This window comes from Streptococcus sp. HMSC034E03 (genome assembly GCF_001811505.1).
Lineage (GTDB): Bacteria > Bacillota > Bacilli > Lactobacillales > Streptococcaceae > Streptococcus.
The window spans coordinates 39,336-63,584 of record NZ_KV804986.1 but is presented as its reverse complement, the minus strand read 5'-3'; the positions used below and the strand labels follow the sequence as shown (position 1 = coordinate 63,584).

The 24,249-nt window shown below is 37.7% G+C and carries 23 protein-coding genes and 2 pseudogenes; 22 read left to right on the top strand and 3 right to left on the bottom strand.

What is annotated here, in order from left to right; translation table 11 throughout:
- Positions 1–209 (top strand): LPXTG cell wall anchor domain-containing protein (locus HMPREF2805_RS05815; RefSeq protein WP_148131614.1); only part of this gene is annotated, 209 nt, incomplete at its 5' end.
- A gap of 193 nt (positions 210–402) precedes the next feature.
- Positions 403–1,450 (top strand): annotated as a pseudogene (locus HMPREF2805_RS10680) (IS630 family transposase).
- Between the two features lie 28 nt (positions 1,451–1,478).
- Here HMPREF2805_RS10680 and pepT read toward each other — a convergent pair.
- The gene (gene pepT / locus HMPREF2805_RS05800; protein WP_075231778.1) at positions 1,479–2,702 is read right to left on the bottom strand and encodes a peptidase T; all 1,224 of its coding nucleotides are present in this window, start codon (positions 2,700–2,702) and stop codon (positions 1,479–1,481) included.
- Positions 2,703–2,855: 153 nt separating this feature from the next.
- On the opposite strand from pepT, the gene hemH reads away from it, so the two are divergent.
- Positions 2,856–3,950 carry a ferrochelatase gene (gene hemH / locus HMPREF2805_RS05795; protein WP_060955780.1) on the top strand — a complete coding sequence of 365 codons (1,095 nt, stop codon included), beginning with the start codon at positions 2,856–2,858 and terminating at the stop codon, positions 3,948–3,950.
- A gap of 436 nt (positions 3,951–4,386) precedes the next feature.
- On the opposite strand, the gene mnmE is transcribed toward hemH, so the two are convergent.
- On the bottom strand, positions 4,387–5,760 hold the full coding sequence (gene mnmE / locus HMPREF2805_RS05790) for a tRNA uridine-5-carboxymethylaminomethyl(34) synthesis GTPase MnmE (protein WP_075231777.1): 1,374 nt from the start codon (positions 5,758–5,760) through the stop codon (positions 4,387–4,389).
- 122 nt (positions 5,761–5,882) lie between these two features.
- Positions 5,883–6,065, bottom strand: coding sequence for a 4-oxalocrotonate tautomerase (locus HMPREF2805_RS05785; protein WP_001117401.1), 183 nt, complete (start codon positions 6,063–6,065; stop codon positions 5,883–5,885).
- Positions 6,066–6,188: 123 nt separating this feature from the next.
- Here HMPREF2805_RS05785 and HMPREF2805_RS05780 point away from each other — a divergent pair, with 123 nt between their 5' ends.
- From HMPREF2805_RS05780 to HMPREF2805_RS05695, 19 genes and pseudogenes are all read left to right on the top strand, one after another.
- Positions 6,189–6,788, top strand: coding sequence for a thymidine kinase (locus tag HMPREF2805_RS05780; protein ID WP_075231776.1), 600 nt, complete (start codon positions 6,189–6,191; stop codon positions 6,786–6,788).
- Entirely contained in the window at positions 6,778–7,257 is a 480-nt protein-coding gene (locus HMPREF2805_RS05775; RefSeq protein WP_075231775.1) for a GNAT family N-acetyltransferase, read from the top strand. Before HMPREF2805_RS05780 ends, HMPREF2805_RS05775 begins: the two co-directional genes overlap by 11 nt.
- A gap of 9 nt (positions 7,258–7,266) precedes the next feature.
- Entirely contained in the window at positions 7,267–8,346 is a 1,080-nt protein-coding gene (gene prfA, locus HMPREF2805_RS05770; protein ID WP_075231774.1) for a peptide chain release factor 1, read from the top strand.
- Entirely contained in the window at positions 8,346–9,182 is an 837-nt protein-coding gene (gene prmC / locus HMPREF2805_RS05765; RefSeq protein WP_075231773.1) for a peptide chain release factor N(5)-glutamine methyltransferase, read from the top strand. Before prfA ends, prmC begins: the two co-directional genes overlap by 1 nt.
- A complete protein-coding gene (locus tag HMPREF2805_RS05760) occupies positions 9,166–9,768 on the top strand; it encodes an L-threonylcarbamoyladenylate synthase (RefSeq protein ID WP_075231772.1) in 603 nt (200 codons plus the stop codon). Before prmC ends, HMPREF2805_RS05760 begins: the two co-directional genes overlap by 17 nt.
- A gap of 1 nt (position 9,769) precedes the next feature.
- Positions 9,770–10,201 (top strand): GNAT family N-acetyltransferase, encoded by a 432-nt coding sequence (locus HMPREF2805_RS05755; protein WP_075231771.1) that lies wholly within the window; start codon positions 9,770–9,772, stop codon positions 10,199–10,201.
- A gap of 66 nt (positions 10,202–10,267) precedes the next feature.
- Positions 10,268–11,524 carry a serine hydroxymethyltransferase gene (glyA, locus tag HMPREF2805_RS05750; RefSeq protein WP_075231770.1) on the top strand — a complete coding sequence of 419 codons (1,257 nt, stop codon included), beginning with the start codon at positions 10,268–10,270 and terminating at the stop codon, positions 11,522–11,524.
- 7 nt (positions 11,525–11,531) lie between these two features.
- Positions 11,532–12,506, top strand: coding sequence for a nucleoid-associated protein (locus tag HMPREF2805_RS05745; protein ID WP_075231769.1), 975 nt, complete (start codon positions 11,532–11,534; stop codon positions 12,504–12,506).
- The gene (locus tag HMPREF2805_RS05740; protein WP_075231768.1) at positions 12,506–13,108 is read left to right on the top strand and encodes a lysozyme family protein; all 603 of its coding nucleotides are present in this window, start codon (positions 12,506–12,508) and stop codon (positions 13,106–13,108) included. Before HMPREF2805_RS05745 ends, HMPREF2805_RS05740 begins: the two co-directional genes overlap by 1 nt.
- An 82-nt stretch (positions 13,109–13,190) precedes the next feature.
- The gene (locus HMPREF2805_RS05735) at positions 13,191–14,165 is read left to right on the top strand and encodes a DUF1002 domain-containing protein (protein WP_049509015.1); all 975 of its coding nucleotides are present in this window, start codon (positions 13,191–13,193) and stop codon (positions 14,163–14,165) included.
- 74 nt (positions 14,166–14,239) lie between these two features.
- Positions 14,240–15,598: a 23S rRNA (uracil(1939)-C(5))-methyltransferase RlmD gene (gene rlmD / locus HMPREF2805_RS05730; RefSeq protein ID WP_075231767.1), complete on the top strand. Its 1,359-nt coding sequence runs from the start codon at positions 14,240–14,242 to the stop codon at positions 15,596–15,598.
- A gap of 402 nt (positions 15,599–16,000) precedes the next feature.
- Positions 16,001–17,377: a DNA cytosine methyltransferase gene (locus HMPREF2805_RS05725; protein ID WP_083301288.1), complete on the top strand. Its 1,377-nt coding sequence runs from the start codon at positions 16,001–16,003 to the stop codon at positions 17,375–17,377.
- The gene (locus HMPREF2805_RS05720; protein ID WP_075231766.1) at positions 17,370–18,539 is read left to right on the top strand and encodes a DNA cytosine methyltransferase; all 1,170 of its coding nucleotides are present in this window, start codon (positions 17,370–17,372) and stop codon (positions 18,537–18,539) included. Before HMPREF2805_RS05725 ends, HMPREF2805_RS05720 begins: the two co-directional genes overlap by 8 nt.
- The gene (locus HMPREF2805_RS05715) at positions 18,529–20,934 is read left to right on the top strand and encodes an AAA family ATPase (RefSeq protein ID WP_075231765.1); all 2,406 of its coding nucleotides are present in this window, start codon (positions 18,529–18,531) and stop codon (positions 20,932–20,934) included. Before HMPREF2805_RS05720 ends, HMPREF2805_RS05715 begins: the two co-directional genes overlap by 11 nt.
- 5 nt (positions 20,935–20,939) lie before the next feature.
- Positions 20,940–22,397, top strand: a complete 1,458-nt coding sequence (locus tag HMPREF2805_RS05710; protein ID WP_075231764.1) for an LlaJI family restriction endonuclease — start codon at positions 20,940–20,942, stop codon at positions 22,395–22,397.
- A 338-nt stretch (positions 22,398–22,735) separates the two neighbouring features.
- The gene (locus tag HMPREF2805_RS05705) at positions 22,736–22,909 is read left to right on the top strand and encodes a hypothetical protein (protein ID WP_261676325.1); all 174 of its coding nucleotides are present in this window, start codon (positions 22,736–22,738) and stop codon (positions 22,907–22,909) included.
- Between the two features lie 2 nt (positions 22,910–22,911).
- On the top strand, positions 22,912–23,403 hold the full coding sequence (locus HMPREF2805_RS05700; protein ID WP_075231762.1) for a phosphoribosylanthranilate isomerase: 492 nt from the start codon (positions 22,912–22,914) through the stop codon (positions 23,401–23,403).
- Positions 23,404–23,522: 119 nt separating this feature from the next.
- A pseudogene (locus HMPREF2805_RS10670) lies at positions 23,523–23,664 on the top strand (VOC family protein); the annotation flags it as partial.
- A 21-nt stretch (positions 23,665–23,685) separates the two neighbouring features.
- Positions 23,686–24,006 (top strand): TfoX/Sxy family protein, encoded by a 321-nt coding sequence (locus tag HMPREF2805_RS05695; protein WP_075231761.1) that lies wholly within the window; start codon positions 23,686–23,688, stop codon positions 24,004–24,006.
- Positions 24,007–24,249 lie beyond the last annotated feature (243 nt).

Genomic DNA, 24,249 nt, shown 5'->3' with positions numbered 1-24,249 from the left:
CACGTAGCGATGCGGATAAGAACGAACCAAAATCAGAAACTAAAGATCCAGCAATTACTCCAGTAGTGAACCCATCAACTAAGAAAGCAGGAGCGAAAGAATTGCCAAATACTGGGACAGAGCAATCTAACGCATCCCTTGGTCTAGCACTACTTGTAGCAGCTACAGCCGGACTTCTATTTGCTAAAAAACGAAAGGAAGAAGAGTAAAACATTACTCTGATAAAGCAAACTTTAGAATCTTGATTCTATGAGTTTGCTAGCAAAGAGTCCGGGACAAAAGTATCTCGATTCTATCAAAAAAAGCAACGGTTTTGTACCGTTGCTTTTTTGAGCTCTTTGTCAACTGTAGTGGGTTGAATAATACTATCCTAAAATCAAAAAACATCTTATAATAGTAGTTATGAAACTTACAAATGAAGAAACACAAAAAATTGAACAACTCCTAAGAGATTCATCGTACGCCAAATATCACAAACGTCTACAGATTATTTATTTTCGCTCAAAAGATAAGAGTTATAAGGAAATCATGGATCTGCTAGATTGCAATAAAACAACTGTTTGAAGGAATTTGAAAAAATATAAGGAGTTTGGTTTAGAAGCTCTTCTTCAAGAAACCCGTGGTGGACGTCATCGAGAATATATGACTTACGAAGAAGAACAAGCATTTCTAAAACGTCATATAGAAGCTGCTCAGGATGGGGAATTTGTAACTGTTAATCAGTTATTCGAAGCCTATCAAAAAGAGATTGGTCGCACTTCTACACGTGATGGTTTTTATTATCTCTTGAAACGCCATGGTTGGCGAACGGTCACTCCCAGACCTGAACATCCTAAGAAGGCAGACGCTCAGACAATTGAGATGTCTAAAAATAAAATCTACATTCGAGACCTTAAGTAAGCGCTTTAAAGAGAAAGGGACTTATAACAAAGTACGTTTGATCTACCAAGATGAAGCTGGTTTCGGAAGAATCAGTAAGATGAGTTCTTGTTGGGTTCCTCAAGGAATCCGACCTAGTATTCCTAGTCATTATATGCGAGAATATCGCTATTGTTATGGGGTAGTAGATGCTCATACAGGAGATTCCTTCTTCCTTATTGCTGGAGAATGCAATACTGAGTGGACCAATGAATTTCTACGGCAAGTCTCACAAGCTTATCCAGATGACTATATTTTACTTGTCATGGATAATACTATATGGCATAAATCAAGTACCTTAGACACATTCCAAGTAATATTGAGTTGGCTTTTATTCCGCCTTATACACCAGAAATGAACCCTATTGAACAAGTCTGGAAAGAAATTCGAAAACGAGGTTTTAAAAATAAGGCTTTCCAAACATTGGAAGCCGTTATTGATAAGCTTCAAGAAGTGATTCAAGGATTGGAAAAAAGCAACTTTGTCCACTGTCAGCAGACAATGGACAAAGTTGCTTTTTGAAAACAATTGAGTATTAGAGCTTTTTGTCTCAGCCTATTTTAGTCTTTATAAGCTACAATTCCAATAATAGTGTCAACAGCACGTTCCATAGTTTGAAGACTAACGTATTCAAAACGTCCGTGCATATTCTCACCACCAGCGAAGATATTTGGCGTTGGAATTCCCATAAAGGAAATCTTAGAGCCATCTGTTCCACCACGAATCGGTTCGATAATAGGAGTGATACCCAAACCTTCCATAACGGCTTTAGCAATGGTAATTGGAGTCATATCTTTTTCAATGACTTCTTTCATATTGTAGTACTGGTCTGTCAAGTTTAAGGTGATACGGTCGCTACCAAGTTCTTGATTCATCTTATCAGCGATAGACTGCATAGCTGCTTTACGCGCTTCAAAGGCATCTTTTTCAAAATCACGAATGATGTAGCTTGCACACGCCTCCTCCACACTACCTGTCACATCCATAAGATGGTAGAACCCTTGGTAACCTTCTGTTAACTCAGGTCGGTCACCTGCTGGGAGTTGATTGTGGAAATCAATCGCCAACTGAAGGGCGTTAACCATTTGTCCTTTAGCTGTTCCTGGGTGAACATTACGACCTTGGAAGTGAAGTTCGGCACCGGCCGCGGAGAAGGTTTCGTATTGAAGTTCTCCTAGAGGTCCACCGTCAACTGTATAGGCAAAGTCGACATCGAAGTCTTCTGCATCAAACTTATTGGCACCAACACCGATTTCTTCATCAGGTCCAAAGCCAACACGGATTTCACAGTGTTTAATCTCAGGATGAGCAGTCAAGTATTCGATAGATGTCATGATTTCAGCGATACCAGATTTATCATCAGCCCCGAGAAGAGTAGTTCCATCAGTTGTAATCAAGGTTTGCCCTAGATATTTCTCTAAGCTCTTGAAATCCGCTGGATCTAGTTTGAAACCAGAGTTCCCAAGCTCGATAACGCCGCCATCATAATTTTCAATAACTTGCGGGTTAACACCTTCAGCATTAAAATCTGCTGTATCCATGTGGGAGATAAAGCCAATCTTACGAGTCAAACTAGGATCGTTAGCTGGAAGAGTACCGATAGCAAAACCGTTTGGTAGATAGTAGACATTTTGCAAACCAACACGTTTCATCTCAGGGATGAGGACATTGGTTGCGAAGTCTACTTGACTTTGGGTACTTGGTGTAGTGGTTGAATGTTCGTCAGAACGTGTATTGACTTTGACATAAGTCAAAAAACGCTCCAACAATGTTGGATATTTCATCGTAACTCCTTTTTCCTTCTTTTAAAACCATTGTATCATAGAAAGAAGAGAAAAACAAAAGTCAGAAGGGAGATAAAATCCTTATGTTAGCGTTTACTTATGGCTTATTTAGTGATACAATAAAAAAGATAAAAATATCACAAGGATGCAAATATGAAAAAAGCAATTTTAATGATGACTTTCGGTTCGCCAGAAGAGATTACCTTTGAAGGTGTGGCTGATTTTTTCACAAATATTCGTCGTGGAGTGAGACCTCAAGACCACGAGATTCAAACTCTCTATGATAATTATGTACGAATTGGAGGAACTCCACTTCAAAAAATTACCCGTGAAGAAGTTGCCTTGGTAGAAGCTAGGTTAGGAAATGAATATAGTGTGTATTTTGCCAATAAATTTTCAACCCCTTTTATTCCAGATGTGATTCGGCAAATGGAAGCAGATGGAATTGAAAAGTGTATTTGCTTGATTTTGGAGCCACACTATTCCTTTTACTCTGTCATGGGATACGAAAAGTTTCTGGAAAGTAAACAAATTCAGTTTTTAGTTATTAAGGACTGGTATCAAGAAGAAGCACTATTAAACTATTGGACAGCTGAAATTGCTAAGATTTTAAAAGAAAAGGTGAAACAGGATAGCTTTAAAGTCATCTTTTCTGCCCACAGTGTGCCCATTTTTGCCTTGGATTTTGGTGATCCCTATATCGACCAGATTTTCGAAAATAGCAAGTTAATTGCTGAGAAATTAGGCTTGAAACCAGAGCAATATACCAACACTTGGCAGAGCGAAAGTGATATTGGTATTCCTTGGATTAAACCAGATGTATTGGAGTATCTTAGAGAACAGGAAGAACATCCAGAGCATTATATTTTTGTGCCTATTAGTTTTATCAGTGAGCATATTGAAGTCTTGTTTGACAACGATGTGGAATGTCATGACTTGTGTCAGGAATTGGAGGTGAACTACCATCGTCCACCAATGCCAAATACAGATTCTCGTTTGATTGATGCCTTGGTCAATATTGTCCGAGCTAATGAACATAAAGAATTTAGAGAATTCCTCCCAGAAGAAGAAACCTTTGATGAATTAGTCCCTTCGGATGAAACTAAGAATATTTTAGATGAATCACAAGACTTACAAATGCCAGAATTTGTTAAAAAATTAATTGAGAAAAAAGGTCGTGAAAATGTCAAGATGCCTTATTTAATCAAAAAAATGCTTGAAAAAGCTGGCAAATTACCCAAAGACTAAGTGAAAATAGAAAAGAACTGGTAATACTCTTCGAAAATCAAATTCAAACTGCGTCAACGTCGCCTTGCCGTATATATGTTACTGACTTCGTCAGTTCTATCCACAACCTCAAAGCAGTGCTTTGAGCAACCTGCAGCTAGTTTGCTTTTTAATTTTCATTGAGTATAAGGTTTGTTTCAGATATCTGCTAAGGTAGGATATAATTTAGAAATTGTAAGAAAAAGAGAGTGGGACAGAAATCGGTAATTCGTTAGAATTCGATTTCGTCGTCCCACCTCCGCACAGTTGAGTAGGGCTGTAAAAGCTGATGAAATCAGCGTAGTAGAGCCCACTCAGCCACTGCATCTTGCTCGACAATCCAAAGACAAGAAGAGGCTAGGACTTTTGTCCCAGCCTCTTTTTAGGTGACTAGCATTCTTTTGAACTAGTTTTTATGTTATTTACCCAAACAAAATTGGCTGAACAACTGTGTAATGAGTTCATCTGGAGCAGCATCTCCAGTGATTTCTCCGAGGATTTCCCAAGTACGAGTTAAATCAACTTGAAGCAAATCAACTGGCATACCGAGTTCAAGACCTTCGTTAACTGCTTGTAGGCTTTCAACCGCCTTCTCAATTAAGGAAATGTGACGGGCATTAGACAAGTAAGTGGCATCTTGTTCGACCAAGCCAGCATTTTCAAAGAAGAGGTTGTTAATCCGTTCTTCAATCTTATCAATGTTTTGATTTTTGAGGACTGAAATACGGATGACATCTTCAGGAAGTTCCTGAGTTTCAATAGCCTCAGGTAGGTCAGTTTTGTTAAGTAGGATGATACGGTTGGTATCTTGGCTGATTTCAAGAAGTTGTCGGTCTTGGGCAGTTAGAGGTTCGCTGGCGTTTAAGACAAGTAGTACCAAGTCAGCTTCCTTGAGAGCTTTTTTGGAGCGCTCGACACCGATTTGTTCGACGATATCATCTGTTTCACGGATACCCGCAGTATCAATCAACTTAAGTGGTACACCATTGATGTTGACGTATTCTTCAATGACGTCACGGGTTGTACCTGCAATATCCGTTACAATGGCCTTATCTTCACGCAGGAGGTTATTAAGAAGGCTTGACTTCCCAACGTTTGGACGACCAATGATAGCCGTTGAAATTCCTTCACGGAGGATTTTCCCACGACGTGCCGTTTTAAGGAGATTGGTCAGTAATTGTTCAAACTCCATAGTTTTTTCACGGACAACAGCAGTAGTGGCTTCTTCTACATCGTCATACTCAGGGTAGTCGATATTAACCTCTACTTGTGCTAGTGTATTGAGGATTTCCTGACGAGTATTATTAATCAAGTCAGATAGAGAACCGTCTAATTGTTTGACCGCTATATTCATAGCCTTGTCTGTCTTTGCGCGGATGATATCCATAACAGCTTCAGCCTGAGTCAAGTCCACACGACCGTTGAGGAAGGCACGCTTGGTAAATTCTCCAGGTTCTGCCATACGAGCCCCTTCACGGATAGCCAGTTGGAGGATTTCATTAGTCACGGCAATCCCTCCGTGGGTGTTAATCTCGATAATGTCTTCACGAGTGAAGGTCTTTGGAGACTTCATAGCCCCAACCATAACCTCGTCCATGACCTTACCTGAATGAGGATCAACAATGTGGCCGTAGTTAAGAGTGTGGCTAGCAACCTTGCTCAAGTCCTTGCCTTTAAAGATTTTCTGCGCAATGGCAAAACTATCCGTTCCGCTTAGGCGGACTATCCCAATAGCCCCTTCACCAAGCGGTGTCGAGATGGCTGCAATGGTATCAAATTCCCGTGTAATCATTTCAATTCCTTTATAGTTTATTTGTTTGTATAGACTAATATCTCTTCAAATTGTAACAAATTTTAGTATTTTCTTCAATGAATGTTACTTATAAAGAAAAGCCTAAGCAGATTGCTTAAGCTTTACTTAGTGCGCATTTCGCCTTGTGGGAAATAGGTTCCTTCAGGCATATCGTTGATAATGACATGAACAGCAGACTGAGGTGCACCAGTGTTGCGAACAACAGCTTCCGTAACTTCCTTGGCTAGGGCTTTCTTTTGCTCTAACGTGCGTCCTTCAAATAAATCGATGCGTACAAATGGCATAATTGCGTCCTCCACTAGTTATTTGATTTCTTCTATTTTACCACAATTTGCCGTTTAAAGCTTTGAGAAAATATGGTATACTAGAATGTAGCAAAAATTTAGAAATGGACGTGAAATAGAAGCATGGCACAGTTGTATTATCGTTATGGGACTATGAACTCAGGCAAGACGATTGAGATTCTCAAGGTAGCCTATAACTATGAGGAGCAAGGAAAGGGAGTTGTGATTATGACTTCGGCTCTGGATACGCGTGACGGTGTTGGCTATGTTTCAAGTCGAATTGGGATGAAAAGACCTGCAGTTGCTATTGAGGAAACAACGGATATCTTTGGATTTATCCGAGATTTACCTGAAATGCCTTACTGTGTACTTGTCGATGAAGCCCAGTTTTTAAAGCGTCACCATGTTTACGATCTAGCTCGTGTTGTGGATGAGTTAGACATACCTGTCATGGCATTTGGTTTAAAAAATGATTTTCGCAACGAACTATTCGAAGGTTCAAAATATCTTCTGCTCTTAGCAGATAAGATTGACGAAATCAAGACCATTTGCCAGTATTGCAAGAAAAAAGCAACCATGGTGTTGCGTACGCAGAATGGTCTACCAGTCTATGATGGTGAGCAGATCCAGATAGGTGGCAATGAAACCTATATCTCGGTTTGCCGTAAACATTATTTTGCACCACTGATAACATCTAAAAAGGAACAAGACTATGACCATTGAACTTAGAGATGTTACAATTGAAAATTATTTTGATGTTCTGCATTTGGAAGTTAAGGAATATCAAAAACAATTTATTGCTACCAACGCAATTAGTTTAGCTGAAGCATATGTCTACACAAAAAATGGAGATTTTGTAGCTCCATTGGCAGTTTACGATAATGATGCAATCATAGGTTTTGTGATGTTAGCTTATGATAAAAAAATCGGAATTAGTAATGGAAATTATTTACTATTTCGTTTCATGATTGATAAGTATTTTCAAGATCAAGGATATTTTAAACCAATTATGGATAAGGTGCTAGATTATGTTCGGACAGCGCCAGCAGGTTTATCCAATAAACTTTGGTTGTCTTATGAACCAGAAAATGAACATGCAAGATCTTGTTACCTCAGTTATGGATTTAAAGAAACTGGGGAAATATTTGAGAATGAAGTAGTAGCCATATACGATTTAACAATTGAAAAATAAGGAGAAAAAATGAACATCTATGATCAACTACAAGCTGTAGAAGACCGTTATGAAGAGTTGGGAGAATTGCTGAGCGACCCTGATGTAGTTTCAGACACCAAGCGTTTTATGGAATTATCCAAAGAAGAAGCTGGGACACGTGACACCGTAACTGCCTACCGCGAATACAAACAAGTCCTTCAAAACATTATCGATGCCGAAGAGATGATTAAAGAATCAGGCGGAGATGCGGACTTGGAAGAAATGGCCAAACAAGAATTGAAAGATGCTAAGGCTGAAAAAGAAGAGTACGAAGAAAAACTGAAGATTTTGCTTCTTCCTAAAGATCCAAACGATGATAAGAACATTATCCTAGAAATCCGTGGTGCAGCTGGTGGAGATGAAGCAGCTCTCTTCGCTGGAGATCTTCTAACTATGTACCAAAAGTATGCGGAAGCCCAAGGTTGGCGCTTTGAAGTTATGGAAGCTTCAATGAACGGTGTTGGTGGTTTTAAAGAAGTGGTTGCCATGGTTTCTGGTCAGTCAGTTTACTCTAAACTCAAGTATGAGTCTGGTGCCCACCGTGTGCAACGTGTCCCTGTGACAGAAAGTCAAGGTCGTGTGCATACTTCAACAGCGACAGTTCTCGTTATGCCTGAAGTGGAAGAAGTAGAATACGATATTGATCCAAAAGACCTTCGTGTGGATATCTACCACGCTTCTGGTGCTGGTGGACAGAACGTCAACAAGGTTGCGACTGCCGTTCGTATCGTTCACTTGCCAACCAATATCAAGGTTGAGATGCAGGAAGAACGTACCCAACAGAAAAACCGTGAGAAGGCAATGAAGATCATTCGTGCGCGTGTTGCTGACCACTTTGCACAGATTGCCCAAGATGAGCAGGACGCAGAGCGTAAGTCTACTATCGGTACTGGAGACCGCTCAGAACGTATCCGTACTTATAACTTCCCACAAAACCGTGTAACAGATCACCGTATCGGCTTAACCCTCCAAAAACTTGATACTATTTTGTCTGGTAAACTAGATGAAGTTGTGGATGCCTTGGTTCTTTATGATCAAACGCAAAAATTGGAAGAATTAAACAAATAATGAAACTAGCTCAAATGTTTAAAGATTTTGAGGAAAAATTGATAGCACAAGGAGAGGAAGCTGAAAGCCTCTCTTTTGTCTATCGTAGCCTGAAAAATCTATCTTTTACAGACTTTGTCTTTGCTCTTCAGCAAGAAATTTCAGAGGAAGAAAGACAGTTTGTAGAGGACATTTACAGGAAATTGGCAAATCATATACCCGCCCAGTATATTATCGGTCATGCTGAATTCTTTGGGATGCAGTTAAAAGTAGATGAGCGGGTCTTGATTCCCCGTCCAGAGACAGAAGAACTAGTGGAGCTCACCCTGGCTGAGAATCCAAAGAAAAATCTCAAAGTTCTAGATATTGGAACAGGTAGTGGAGCTATAGCTCTTGCCTTAGCTAAAAATAGACCATATTGGACAATCACAGCTGCCGATATTTCTCAGGATGCTTTGGATTTGGCGATGGAAAACGCTAATAATCAAGGTTTAACATTATTCTTTATTAAATCTAACTGTTTCTCCGAAATTTCTTCAAAATATGATATAATTGTATCCAATCCACCTTACATATCTCGAGTAGATGAGGCAGAAGTTGGTTTGAATGTTCTCCATTCAGAGCCACATTTGGCCCTCTTTGCAGATGAGGATGGTCTAGCGATCTATCGCAGAATCGCGGAAGAATCAAAGGACTATCTAAATGATGGTGGTAAGATTTATCTTGAAATTGGCTACAAACAAGGACAAAGCGTTCCAGCTCTTTTCAAGGAAAATTTTCCTGAGAAGCGAGTTCGAACTCTGAAAGACCAATTTGGCCAAGATAGGATGGTTGTCATTGATGATGGAGAAAATTAAGCACGAGTTGGAAAAAGGTGAAGCTGTTGTTTTGCCAACGGAGACTGTTTATGGACTTTTTGCAAAAGCTCTAGATAAAAAGGCTGTTGACCATGTTTATCAGCTTAAACGTCGTCCTAGAGATAAGGCGCTCAATCTCAATGTTGCTAGTTTAGACGATATCTTGAACTTTTCTAAGAATCAGCCAACTTATTTACAACAATTGGTTGAAAGTTTTTTACCAGGCCCTTTGACCATTATCTTAGAAGCTAATGACAAGGTTCCTTATTGGGTCAATTCAAATTTGACGACAGTTGGATTTCGCATGCCGAGTCATCCTGTAACTCTCGAGTTGATTCGTGAGTTTGGCCCCTTAATTGGACCTTCTGCCAATATTTCAGGTCAATCAAGTGGAGTAGATTTTCACAAGATTCTTCAAAACTTTGACCAAGTGGTCTTGGGACTAGAAGACGATGCTTTTTTAACGGGTCAGGATTCGACTATTTTAGACTTATCTGGCGACAAGGTAAAGATTCTACGCCAAGGAGCGATCACTCGAGAAGATATCCTTGCTAAGATACCAGCCATTCCTTTTGAGGAGGTATGATATGCTACGTGATTTGAAAACAACAGATGTTGCAGCTATTTGTGAGATTAACAAAGAAGCTTTAGACTATTCGTTTAGTTTAGAGGAAACGTCTAGTCAACTAGCTAAGTTGTCTCAAGACCCCCATCACTTTCTACTGGGGTTTGAGGAACCGACCAGCCATGACTTACTTGGGTATGTTCATGCCGAGGTTTATGAATCCCTTTATTCAAAACCAGGTTTTAATATCCTAGCTTTAGCTGTTTTGCCTCAAACACAGGGTCAGGGTATCGGAAAAACTTTACTCCAAGGATTGGAACAAGAAGCAAAAAAACGAGGCTATAATTTTATTCGCTTAAATTCTGCAGACCATCGTTTAGGTGCGCATGCTTTCTATGAAAAAGTTGGTTATACCTGCGATAAGACGCAGAAACGGTTTATTCGCATTTTTTAGTTTGGATTTTATATTCTTGTTGTAAAAACAAACTAAAGACCTGTCACACTATAAAGGAGAAGACCTATGATTTTTGACAAAGATGATTTTAAAGCATATGATGCAGATCTCTGGAATGCCATTGCCAAAGAAGAGGAACGTCAACAAAACAATATCGAGCTAATCGCCTCTGAAAATGTCGTTTCTAAAGCAGTTATGGCGGCTCAAGGGTCTATCTTGACCAATAAATACGCCGAAGGTTACCCAGGACGTCGTTATTACGGTGGTACGGATGTAGTAGATATCGTTGAAACTCTAGCTATTGAACGTGCAAAAGAAATCTTTGGTGCCAAGTTTGCCAATGTCCAACCTCACTCAGGAAGTCAAGCCAACTGTGCAGCCTACATGGCTTTGATTGAGCCAGGTGATACGGTAATGGGAATGGATTTGGCAGCAGGTGGGCACTTGACCCACGGAGCTCCTGTAAGCTTCTCTGGTCAAACCTACAACTTTGTTTCTTATAGTGTTGATCCTGAGACTGAACTCTTGGACTTTGACGCTATCTTGAAACAAGCTCAAGAAGTGAAACCCAAATTAATCGTAGCAGGTGCTTCAGCCTATTCTCAAATTATCGACTTTTCAAAATTCCGTGAAATTGCAGATGCTGTTGGGGCGAAGCTCATGGTCGATATGGCGCACATTGCTGGTTTGGTTGCAGCTGGTCTACATCCGAGCCCAGTGCCATACGCTCACATCACGACAACAACGACCCACAAAACCCTTCGTGGACCACGTGGTGGTTTGATTTTGACAAATGATGAGGAACTAGCTAAGAAAATCAATTCAGCAATTTTCCCAGGTATTCAGGGTGGTCCTTTGGAGCATGTTGTTGCAGCTAAGGCAGTTTCCTTCAAAGAGGTATTGGATCCTGCTTTTAAAGAATATGCTACTAATGTCATCAAGAACAGTAAGGCTATGGCAGATGTCTTCTTGCAAGATCCTGATTTCCGTATTATCTCTGGTGGTACTGAAAACCACCTCTTCTTAGTTGATGTAACAAAAGTTGTAGAAAACGGAAAAGTTGCTCAAAACTTGCTGGATGAAGTCAATATTACCCTAAATAAAAACTCAATCCCTTACGAAACCTTGTCACCATTTAAGACAAGTGGTATTCGTATCGGAGCAGCAGCAACAACTGCACGAGGTTTTGGTGAAGAAGAAAGCCGTAAAGTGGCAGAGCTTATCATTAAAGCCCTTAAGAATGCAGAAAATGAGGCTGTTTTAGAAGAAGTGAGAAGTGCAGTTAAAGAATTGACAGATGCCTTCCCATTGTATGAGGACTAATACTTTTATGGACATTTATATTAAGAAAGCCATTATCCATCAGTTCAGCCCAGATGATACTGACTTGTTTCTAGCGGATAAATTTCTCAATATCACTCCAAAAATCGAAGAATATCTACGCAAGAAAATCGAACGTGTGTATTCGGATGAAGCTAAGACTGGGATTTTCGAAGAAGAAAATCCCTTCTTCAATCACATCACAGAAGATTTGTTGGAGACTTCAGTGACGCTGGCTAACCTCTGGAAAGAAGAATTCAGCATTTCTGAAAATCTTAAGACCAATGACTTGATTTTTGTGAAGTTTTCTAAAGAAGGAGTGGAACATTTTGCTTTCTTGCGAATTGCCCTGCGTGAGACCTTGACTCACCTTGGAGGAGAGGTTGATAATCCAATCAAGCTGACTCAAAACAATCTACCAGGATTTGGAACAGGGGCTGACGAGGCCTTGGTGGTCAATCTTCAGAGTCGCAAGTACCATCTGATTGAAAAACGAATCAAGTATAACGGGACTTTTTTAAACTATTTTTCTGAGAATCTGATCCAGGCTCAGCCAAAGATTTCACCTAAAAAGTCAATCAAGGAATTGGAAAAAACGGCTCAGAGAATTGCTGAAACATTTAATACAGATGATTTTCAATTTCAATCTAAGGTCAAGTCTGCTATTTTTAACAATCTTGAAGAAAGCAATGAATTGTCTCCTGAAAAATTGGCTAATGACCTTTTTGACAACAATCTCACTGCACGTCTTAGCTTTATTGACCAAGTCAAGGAAGCAGTGCCAGAGCCAGTTCAATTTGATGAAATCGATGCTAGTCGTCAATTAAAGAAATTTGAAAACCAAAAGCTTTCTCTGTCAAATGGGATTGAGTTAATCGTACCTAATAATATTTACCAAGATGCTGAGTCGGTCGAATTTATCCAAAATGACAATGGTACCTACTCTATCTTAATCAAAAACATCGAGGATATACAAAGCAAATAATGTTTAAATTTATAAGAAGGGTCTTGGTGCTTGTTCTTATCTTATTTACTGGTTATAAACTTTTTCATATGTATCGGGATGTGAAGCAGGTCATGACTTATCAATCCTTGGTACGAGAAGTTTTAAGTGAGCAAGATACGCCAGCAAATGAAGAACTAGTCTTGGCCATGATTTATACCGAAACCAAAGGTAAAGAAAGTGACGTGATGCAGTCTAGTGAGTCTGCCAGCGGTACTACAAATACGATTTCTGACAATAGGAGCAGTATTCGTCAGGGAATTCAAACCTTGACAGAGAATCTTTATTTAGCACAAGAAAAGGGTGTAGATGCTTGGACTGCTGTACAGGCCTATAACTTTGGGCCTGCATATATTGATTTTATCGCCCAAAATGGGAAAGAAAATACCCTTGCCCTAGCTAAACAATACTCAAGAGATACCGTTGCTCCGATTTTAGGAAATACAACTGGAAAAACCTATCGATATGTCAATCCAATTTCCATCTTTCAAGGTGGAGAACTTTATGTAGATGGAGGGAACTATTATTACTCTAGACAGGTTCAACTAAATCTCTATATTATTAAATTTTTTAATCTATTTTAAGCACTTAGAAAATTCTAGGTGTTTTTATAAGCTTTCTTTAAGGCTAATAGACTATCCTAGATAGGAAAAGGAGGAACGTCTCATGCGAAAGAAATTCTTTCTGACTAGTGCTGCAGTTCTTTTAGCAGTTGCAACTTTGCAAAGCGCTCAAGCAGCCACTGATGTTCAAAAAGTAATTGATGAAACTTATGTTCAACCTGAGTACGTCTTGGGTTCTTCTCTTACTGAAGATCAAAAAAATCAAACATTAAAAAAACTTGGCTATAACGCCTCTACAGATACCAAAGAACTGAAGACTATGACGCCAGATGTCTACTCAAAGATTATGAATGTCGCCAATGACTCTAGTCTCCAGCTCTATTCGTCTGCCAAAATTCAAAAATTAGGTGAAAAATCTCCACTTGAAGTGAAGATTGAAACCCCTGAAAATATCACTAAAGTGACCCAAGACATGTACCGTAATGCGGCCGTTACCTTGGGTGTGGAACATGCTCGTATAACCGTAGCTGCTCCAATCCCTGTAACAGGTGAAAGTGCCCTAGCAGGTATTTACTATTCATTAGAAGCTAATGGTGTTCAACTTCCTCAAGAAAATAAAGACCTAGCTCAGGAAGAGCTAAAAGCCTTGTCAGACATTAACGATGAAAACAAGGACAAATCAGGCTATGATGCCAATAAACTCAATGTAGCCCTTGCCGATATCAAATCTGCTATCGCTAAAGCTAAAGAGTCTAAGGGTGAGCTTACTGAAGATGATGTTCGTAAGATTGTTGAAGATACGTTGAAAAATTATAAGTTGGATCAGGTTATAACAGGAAATCAGATTAATATCATCATCAACTTTGCCTTCAATCTTTCCAAGAGTGATATTCTCAATAACGAAGATTTCACAAAGACTCTAAAGGATCTGAAACAAAGTATCGTCGCGCAAGCAGGAGATAGTTTTAGCAATATAGACCTTAACTTTGATGCTAATAAAGCTATTCAAGACGGTGGCAATATCCTCAGTGCTATTTGGCAAGCAATTGTAAACTTTTTCAAGAGTTTTGGTGCTTAGGGTAATTCATGGTATAATAGATGGTAACAGAACAGTTGCCGTCTTTTTTTGTCGGCTGATAGAAAGTGAAAATTATGTTAAAGAAAAATGATATTGTAGAAGTAGAGATTGTCGATTTGACACATGAAGGAGCAGGTGTTGCCAAGGTAGATGGCTTGGTCTTTTTTGTAGAGAATGCTCTACCGACTGAGAAAATCCTCATGCGTGTCCTTAAAGTCAACAAGAAAATTGGCTTTGGTAAGGTTGAGGAATACCTTGCGCAATCTCCACATCGTAATCAAGACTTAGATTTGGCTTACTTGCGTTCTGGAATCGCCGACCTAGGTCATCTAGCTTATCCAGAGCAACTTAAGTTTAAAACTAAACAAGTAAAAGACAGTCTTTATAAGATTGCTGGAATTTCAGATGTAGAGGTTGCTGATACTCTTGGTATGGAAAATCCTATCAAGTATCGTAACAAGGCTCAGGTACCTGTTCGTCGTGTTAATGGTGTTCTAGAAACTGGTTTCTTCCGTAAGAATTCTCATGACCTTATGCCATTGGAAGATTTTTACATTCAGGATCCAGTCATTGATCAGGTTATTCTAGTCCTACGTGATTTACTCCGTCGATATGACTTGAAGCCTTATGATGAGAAAGAGCAGTCTGGCTTGATTCGTAACCTTGTTGTTCGTCGTGGCCATCATTCAGGTCAAATCATGGTCATTTTGGTAACAACTCGTCCTAAAGTTTTCCGAGTTGAACAGTTGATTGAACAACTCATCAAGCAATTTCCAGAAATTGTATCTATCATGCAGAACATCAATGACCAGAATACCAATGCCATTTTTGGGAAAGAATGGCGAGTTCTCTATGGTCAAGACTATATTACGGACCAAATGTTGGGCAATGATTTCCAAATCTCTGGACCAGCCTTTTACCAGGTCAATACTGAAATGGCAGAGAAACTCTATCAGACAGCTATTGACTTTGCGGAGTTAAGAGCAGAGGATGTAGTGATTGACGCCTACTCAGGAATTGGGACCATTGGACTATCCGTCGCTAAACACGTCAAGGAAGTCTATGGAGTTGAAGTCATCCCAGAAGCGGTAGAGAATAGCCAGAGGAATGCTAGTTTAAACGGCATCACCAATGCTCACTATGTCTGTGATACAGCTGAAAATGCCATGAAGAATTGGCTAAAGGAAGGTATCCAACCAACCGTTATCTTGGTTGACCCACCACGGAAGGGCTTGACCGAAAGCTTCATCAAAGCAAGTGCACAAACAGGAGCTGATCGCATCGCCTATATCTCTTGTAATGTAGCAACCATGGCTCGAGATATCAAACTCTATCAAGAGCTAGGCTATGAATTGAAGAAAGTCCAGCCGGTTGATCTTTTCCCGCAAACGCACCACGTCGAGTGTGTGAGCTTGTTGGTAAAACGCAGTTAATCCTCAAAAGGTTCACCCAAACCTTTTGAGTCCCGCAGACGCACCATGTCGAGGTAGTATCACTGCTTGTACGAGCTACAGAGTAGCGAAGTAGAAGCAGATGATCAGCCCATGGGATAGGTGTCGTAGAGTGAAGAGATTATGTCGAAGTAATACGGTGATTCCGAACCGCCGAGTGTGTAGGATTACTTGTAAAAGAGTAAAAACTTTGGAACGAAAGGCTTTTTGAAACCACTGGTAACAGTGGTTTTGCGTTTTATCAAAAGAAAATATTGTTTTCAACTAAAAATCTTTTTTATGTACTTTAAGAAAAGACAACTAACTAAAAGCCGTTTAAATTGTAGTGCATCCGCTTTATTTGTGATATAATATCTAAAGATTTATTTACTGGAGGAGTAATTAATGAAATGTCATCTTTCCACTTTGATGGGGAAATCAAGATTATGCATACAAGATGTTCATAAACAAACTAAGTTAGCTAGAAGTACTATTACTCAACTTTATCATGATAGAGCTACTAGGATAGATTTTGAAACTATTGAAAAATTGTGTAAGTTATTTGATTGTGAGATTGGAGACTTACTTACCCTAGAAGGAACAAAAGAAGAATTGGAGCTGGATAGAATGAATTTTCGAGGTATTTCATTATTTGCGAGTGCTGGAATAGCAGAAACTTATTTTGAAAAGCATGGTATTCATGTGAAGGTTGCTGCTGAGCTATTACCTGAGCGAGTGAGGATATACAAACATCTTTATCCTAATGTAAATGTTTTTCAAGGAGACTTAACTGATAAAGAAGTTTATGATAAAGTGATCAAAGCAGCTATAGACGAAAAATGTGATTTTTTAATAGCAACACCTCCTTGTCAGGGAATGAGTACTGCTGGTAAGAAACTTAAAGATGATCCTAGAAATAGGTTAATCATGGTTGTAGTTAAAGCAATCAAACAACTTAAACCTAAATTCGTAATTATTGAAAATGTCCCAGAGATGCTAAATACAATGATTGAAATCAATGGTGAGTGGGTTTTAATTAATGATTATCTTGTAGCGGAATTGGGAGAGGAATATAGATTTAATGAGAATAAAGTTGTCAGTGCTAAAAATTACGGAGTTGCTCAATCAAGAGAACGTTGTGTGTACCTCCTGTCAAGAATTGATACTAACATTCAGTGGGAATTTCCAGAACCATCAACTAAAATTGTGACTATGCGTGATGCCATTGGTGACTTACCATCATTAGATCCTGATGTCACAGATATTAGTGAGGAAGAAAGAGTTAAACTGTTCCCAGATTACTATATAAAAAAAGAAAGAGGACTTGCTGTATCGAAATGGCATTTTCCACCAAAGCATAAGTATAGACATGTTATTGCAATGATGCACACACCAGAGGGATGTTCAGCTTGGGAAAATGAAAAGTACTATCCTACTTTGGCAGATGGGACAAAATCTAAAGGATATAAAAATACTTATAAAAGACAGTGGTGGGATAAACCAGCATATACTGTAACTAAATACACAAGTAGGATTGGCTCTCAAGAAAATGGACATCCTGGATTTGTGATTGTTGATTCTGTTAATGAAGAAGAACGAATTTGGTCCGATGCTAGGGTTTTATCGATTTTCGAATTAATGAGAGTGTCTTCGTTACCTGATGATTGGAATATTCCTGATAATGCTAGTAGTAATCTAATACGTGAAATTCTTGGTGAGGGAGTTCCACCGAAGCTAATTGAGCAAGCAATAATAAGATTGGAGCAATTGTTAAGTGAGTGATATAAAATTTAAAAAAAGAGTCAAAGCACTTTCCCTATTTTCAAATGTTGGTATAGCAGAGACTTATTTATCGGATGTAGGTGTGGATGTATGTGTTGCTAATGAACTTTTAGAGGAAAGATGTAAATTTTATTCACATTTATATCCAGATGTTAGTATTATCCAAGGTGATATTACAGATAGGGATGTTTTCGATAAAGTGATGTTGACCGCAAAAGAAGCTGGTGTTGAAATGGTTATTGCTACTCCCCCTTGTCAAGGGATGTCAAATGCGGGTAGAAAAGATCCTAAAGATTCTAGGAATTTTCTTGTCCACTATGCAGTAGAAGCAATAAAAGAATTGAAGCCTAGATTTGTCATTATTGAAAATGTCACAATGCAGCAACATACGCAGATATTATATAATGATGAGTATATTTTTATTCCTGACTATATAGAGCGAGAATTAGGTGCAATTTACAATATCAATACAGATCGTATTGTTAATACAATGGATTATGGAATCCCACAATCAAGACAGCGGTATATCTATCTAATGACCTTAAAATCCGAAGGAGTTAAATGGGAATTTCCTCCAAAAGAAGAAAAAATTATAACGTTGCAAGATGCTATAGGTTCACTCCCTTCGTTGGACCCACATATAAGAGAAAAGGATGAGCAGTGGCGATTTCCTGACTATGAAAAAAAGAAATTAGAAGGTTTGAAAGTGTCAAAATGGCATTATCCTCCCACTCATAGCTGGAGACAAGTTGAGTGGATGATTCACACTCCTAGCGGAACTTCAGCATTCAAAAATGATAAATTCTTCCCTATGACAAAGGGTCGAAGAATTAAGGGAGCACCTAGAACATACATGAGAATGTTTTGGGAAAAGCCAGCAACAACAATAATGCAAAATAGTGGTGTAATATCAGCATTTTCTACTGTACACCCAGGAAGATGTATTGTAGATAGTGTTAATGACGAACTTCGTGAATATTCAGATCCACGAGCACTATCTATATATGAATTAATCATTCTTTCTTCATTACCACTAGATTGGAATATTCCTAAATGGGCAAAAGAAGTTCTTATTCGCAAAGTTATTGGAGAAGGTATACCTCCATTACTTATTAAAAAAGCAGTCATTTCTCTTATAAAGGAGGGACATTATGATAGGTAGACTTACCATAGATAAAGCGAGTATGAATTTAAGTTACTTTTTGTATACAATCAGAATTATTTCATCTAATAACGGTAGTATAAGTCGCACAGATTTTAGTATGCAGATGGGGAAGTTTATAGGTCAACCTTATGATATAGAAAATCGAACTCCATTTAATAAGAGTAAATTTCCTAGATATTTTGGATTTGTGGATGTAAAAATTGATTCTAATAATAAACCATTACTAGTATTAACTCATAGAGGAGAAATTCTCAATAACTATATTGAAGATTCTGGTGTTGACATTGAATCTAAAAATAGGTTTAAGATTAAGGAAGAGAACCGTTCTGATTTTATTAACTTAATCTTTGAAAGTGTAATTTTTGATACCTTTGGAAAAAATAACTGTGGTGCTGAACAGTCAAATACAGATATTGAACCAGCTAAAATTGTTTTTAAGACTATATATGAGCTAGGCTCGGCTACTGCAGAGGAGATTTGCTTTGTAATTTACGGTTTGAATAGAGGGACAGATGGTAAGACTGATAGTCCTGTTTCATCTTTCGAGGAGGCGATCGAAACAATAAAAGCAAATAGAGCAAAAAGTATTGATGACTATAGTGAGTTCATTGAACAGTGGAAAATTAAAAACATTGTCAATGACTGTAAAATAATTAATATTTTTACTGATCCAAGTATAGGTTTATTAACAAGTGTAAGAGATGAGAATAGTAAAAAAATATACTATTCTTTGAGTGATAACGTGGAAACCGTTCATAAAAAACAAATTGAAGCTATATCAGCTACTTTCCAACCTTTACAGATTTTTGCTTACTCAAATGACAATCTTAAATCTATAAAGCATTGGATTAATGATACAGTATTAGGGAGAATAAGTGATGAGACATTTGTGTACAGGTATCAGTCGGACAATCAGGAGAGACTGTTATTTGCTTATGATTCAGATGAAGAATTTCAGCCATTCCTATTTGAAAAAGCACTATTAAAATCCTTTAATAATAGCAAAAACAACATTTATCTTATTATTGAGGGGATTGATGAGGATACACTTTATAAAACATTTGGTAAATATGCTCAATTGATGAATAGGGTTAATAATTTCCTCGATAATGATAATGGTTATTCAAGAACACCTGTTAAAGATGAGACTTTATACCAGTATTTAGTTAAGAAATCAAAAGAAGCTGAATCTATATTGTCACCGAATGAAATAATTATTCCACCTAATTTAAATATTATAGGAGCTATTATTATGGATGAAAAAAAAACTGATATGAATTTTGATTTTGAATTCAAGAGAGTCTTGATTAAAAATGACTCAGACATAAACGAAAATATTAATGATGTAAATTTAGAATATGAAACAACTCATAAAAGTGCTTTTTCACTGAACCGTGTTCTTTTTGGTGCACCTGGTACTGGTAAGAGTCATAAGTTAGGTAATGATATGGTCGACTTACTTGAAAATGCTGAAAAAGACTATGAGAGGGTAACTTTCCATCCAGATTATACCTTCTCTCAATTTGTCGGTACTTATAAACCAGTCCCAATTATAAATAAGGATGGAAAAGAAGAAATCTCTTATCAATATGTCCCTGGGCCATTCATCCGTTCTTATGTAAAAGCACTAAAGAGTGCTCAAACAGATAATCCTAAACCTTATCTTTTGCTAATCGAGGAGATTAACCGAGCTAAGGTTGCAGCAGTCTTTGGTGACATTTTCCAATTATTGGACCGAAAAAATGGTGTCAGTGAGTATCCAATTCGTACTTCTGAGGATTTGAGACATTATCTTGCAAACGAACTGAAAGTTTCAGAAGATAAAGTAGCTACATTGACTTTGCCAGACAACCTATATATTTGGGCTACAATGAATAGTGCTGACCAAGGTGTTTTCCCTATGGATACTGCCTTTAAAAGACGCTGGGATTTTGAGTATCTAGAACTAGATGGCGGAGAAGCTGATATTGAAGGATATAAATTTAATGTTGCGAGTCAAACTTATGAGTGGAATGCACTTCGTAAGGCACTCAATGAAGTTTTATCTGAAGATTACAATGTCAATGAAGATAAGTTGATGGGTCCATTCTTCATTAAACTTGATTCATATAAGATTGAGGTTAAATCAGATGCTAGTAATCCAGCAGGGTCAGATAAGAAATCTTATGAGCCTATACTAAGTGACATGTTCCTTGATGTCTTCAAGAACAAGGTCTTGATGTATCTCTTTGATGATGCCGCTAAGCAGAAGAGGAAAGATTTCTTCCAAGGAATAGAGAATTCAAACAGATACTCAGTTATCTGTAAGGAGTTTGAAGTTAAAGGATTGCAGATTTTTACTCATAGTGTCTCAAAAAAATATGATGAATTTGCTTCAAGCGATAAGGACTAGATTATATGAAGTCAGTGTTTATTCGTGAACAAAAGAGATACTTTTTTCATAATCTTCAGGTTCTCTTTGATTTAGAGAAAGAATCGCTTCAAAGATTACTCCAACGCTTGAAAGCCTTTGGTATCTTAAAAACTGTAAAAAATACAAAGGAGCAACAGGAATTATCAGACTTGTTTGAAGAAGATGCTGAACTGGAGGAACTTTCTTCTGGTGGGAGTGAGTCGCTCTATGTCTTTACCTATGTCGGGCTTGTGATGATTCATAACTTCGTTCTTAAGTGTTATCCTAAGTATATCGATAAGGAAGAATATCTCGATATCAAGCTCAAAAAGGTTATTCAAGTTATTGAGAAAGCTGATCAAAAGGAACAAGAAATACTGATTTATTCAGAGTATGATTCAGGCAGCTCTTTCAATGAACTAGCTCTAATTATGTATCTCTTTAATGATTATTTTGAGTATGGTTTGTATAATGTTGAGGATACAATTCTAGAAATCAATGGCTATGGGGATATTAACTGGGATAGAACTATTAATGACACCTTTACCATTATTTCGAATAATCGACCTTATTATCCAGAGTTGGTTACTCAACGGAAGATTGATGATGAAATGCACTTTATCAAACGAATTCATGAAATTATTTTGACTCTAGCGACTAAGACTTTGCAGCATGCTGAGTTGCATAACTTACTAGGCTTACCAGAACTTCTTTTGACAGAGGATGAGCTGGATGATTTAGCTGAAAAAGACTATATTCTTTATCGAATCGAGCAGCAACTTTCAGTAGAGTTTAATACTAGAAACCAATTGTTACTGAAAGCTCTTTATATCTATGTTGATAAGAAGGATACATCATCAGTAAAAAGTGATATCAGTTTCTTTGGAACGAACTCATTCCACGTAGTTTGGGAGAAAGCTTGTGCAGTAGCTTTTGAAAACCATCTTGATCATTCACTCGAGTCTCTTGGACTGGGTGATAGCACACAATCCTTGAAAGAATTTTTAGAAAAACCCAAATGGACATCTAAAGGAATATCTCAGTATAGTTCTAAGACTCTTGAACCCGATACAATATCTATACAAGATTCATTATTTATGATTATTGATGCCAAGTATTATCTCTTAAAAGTTGAAGCAAATGGACTATACAATAATCCAGGGATTGGGGATGTCACGAAGCAATTCTTGTATCAATTAGCTTATAAAGATTTGGTTTCTGCCAAAGAAAAAGATCTAGTTGTGAAAAATTTCTTTGTGATGCCAACTGAGTCAGAAACAGACCTCGACTTTGGTTCAGTGACCATGGAGATGTTTACAGGTAAACCTTTGGAATTAAGTCCTATTTATATTATTAAGTTGAATGTAGCTGAAGTTTATCGTGCATATTTAAAGGAAAGCCCACTTAAGGAGGTAATTGAAACATTAAAAGGTAGCAGTAGTATTATTGGGGTAAATGATTAACTATTTTAGTAGTAAATAATTTTACATATTTATTTTAAATATGCATTTGGAATAAGTCAGTATATACTTTCGTTCAAAAAGTGTTATTTAAATGTTGATTCTATCACTTTAGTTCTATAATATAGAAGTTTGCAAGCACCACATGTTGAGGCCGTATCACTGCTTGTACGAGCTGATTCATCAGTGAAATAAAAGCAGATGTTCCGCCCATGGGATAGGACTCGTAGAATGAGGAGGGAAACTGACGAAATGATACGGTAAGTCCGAACCGCCGAGTGTGTAAGTTTGTTAGTGAAATGTGGATAATCGTTCAAAAATCAGAAGAACTAGAGATGTATATGTTGGAATTATATCAAAATCCTTCTTATAAAGATCTAGTCGTATTTGGGTCCTTAAAAGAAGGAAAAGAATTTGTATCCAAAATAACTGGATATACTCTAGAAAATGAAGATGATTTTGTTCAAGGTAATAAAGAAGAAATAACGAAGATTTATATGAAAGGTTTAGAGTAAACATGAGTCTCTTATTTGAAGAATTTAAAACCATTTGTTTCCATTTAAATCGAGTCGGAATTACACCGACACTGATGGGTTCTTTGGGATTGGAGTTTAGAACGAAAGAAAATTGGGGGCCGTCTGATATTGACATTCATGTACCTGGTGACCCTAGAGGTTGGGAAGCACCTGACCATCTCAGAATTTATGACTGGGACAAGATAATGAAAGTGATGAAAGACTTAGGCTACGTCTTAATAGATATTCATGAGCATGAATTCAAAAAGGATCGAGTGAGTGTTGAATTTGGAAGTATCGATTCCTTACCTGATTTTGCAGGTGTTTCGGAATCGGATATAGAGCTTATTCACATTGAATGCATCACTTTTCGTCTTCCAAGTCTGGAGCAGTATCTAAGTATTTACAAAGCTTCTTCTCAAGACTCCTATCGAAATGATCACAATAACAATAAGGATTTTAAAAAGATCGAGTGGCTGGAAAGACATTTGTAAATTATCATATGAAAAGTAGTAAGTTGTAAGACTGGCTGCTATGTTATTTTTATTATCATTTTTATTGGTTATTTAATTTATACTATATTTGCGAGTACTAGAATTAGTAATGAAAAGCAGGTGGAAAAATTGTAAAAGAGCCACAGGGACTTTTCTGGAGTAGACATCACGCATATTTTTCGGATTTAGATGGATATTATTGGGAAGTTTCTTGGGGGACCCAATTTTCAATTTGATGAAAATGGACTATTGAAATTTTAGTAATTAAGGGAGATAGCAAAAATGGCTTCAAGTAAAGAATATTTAGATTTCATTTTAGAACAATTGTCCGAGTTGGAAGAAATATCATATAGAGCAATGATGGGTGAATATATAATTTATTATCGAGGGAAAATCATGGGTGGAATTTATGATGATAGATTTTTAGTGAAGCCTGTCAAATCTGCAATAGTGTATATGCCGAATGTAGAATACGAATTGCCGTATGAAGGTGCAAAGGAAATGCTATTGGTAGATGATGTTGACAACAAAGAATATTTAACCGGCTTATTTAATTCAATGTATGATGAGTTACCTGCACCAAAACCAAAGAAAAAGAAATAATAAAATCTCAGTTTATCTAGGTAATACTATTTAACGATAACCTTATGCTATCGTTAAAAAGTTTATAGAACAGACAAGACTACCTGGCATAATTAGTGTTCACTCGTTTCATGTTGAGGCGGTATCACTGCTTGTACGAGCTGAGGCATCAGCGAAGTAGAAGTAGATGCTCCGCCCATGGGATAGTACTCGTAGAATGAGGAGGGAAACCGACGAAATGATACGGTAAGTCCGAACCGCCGA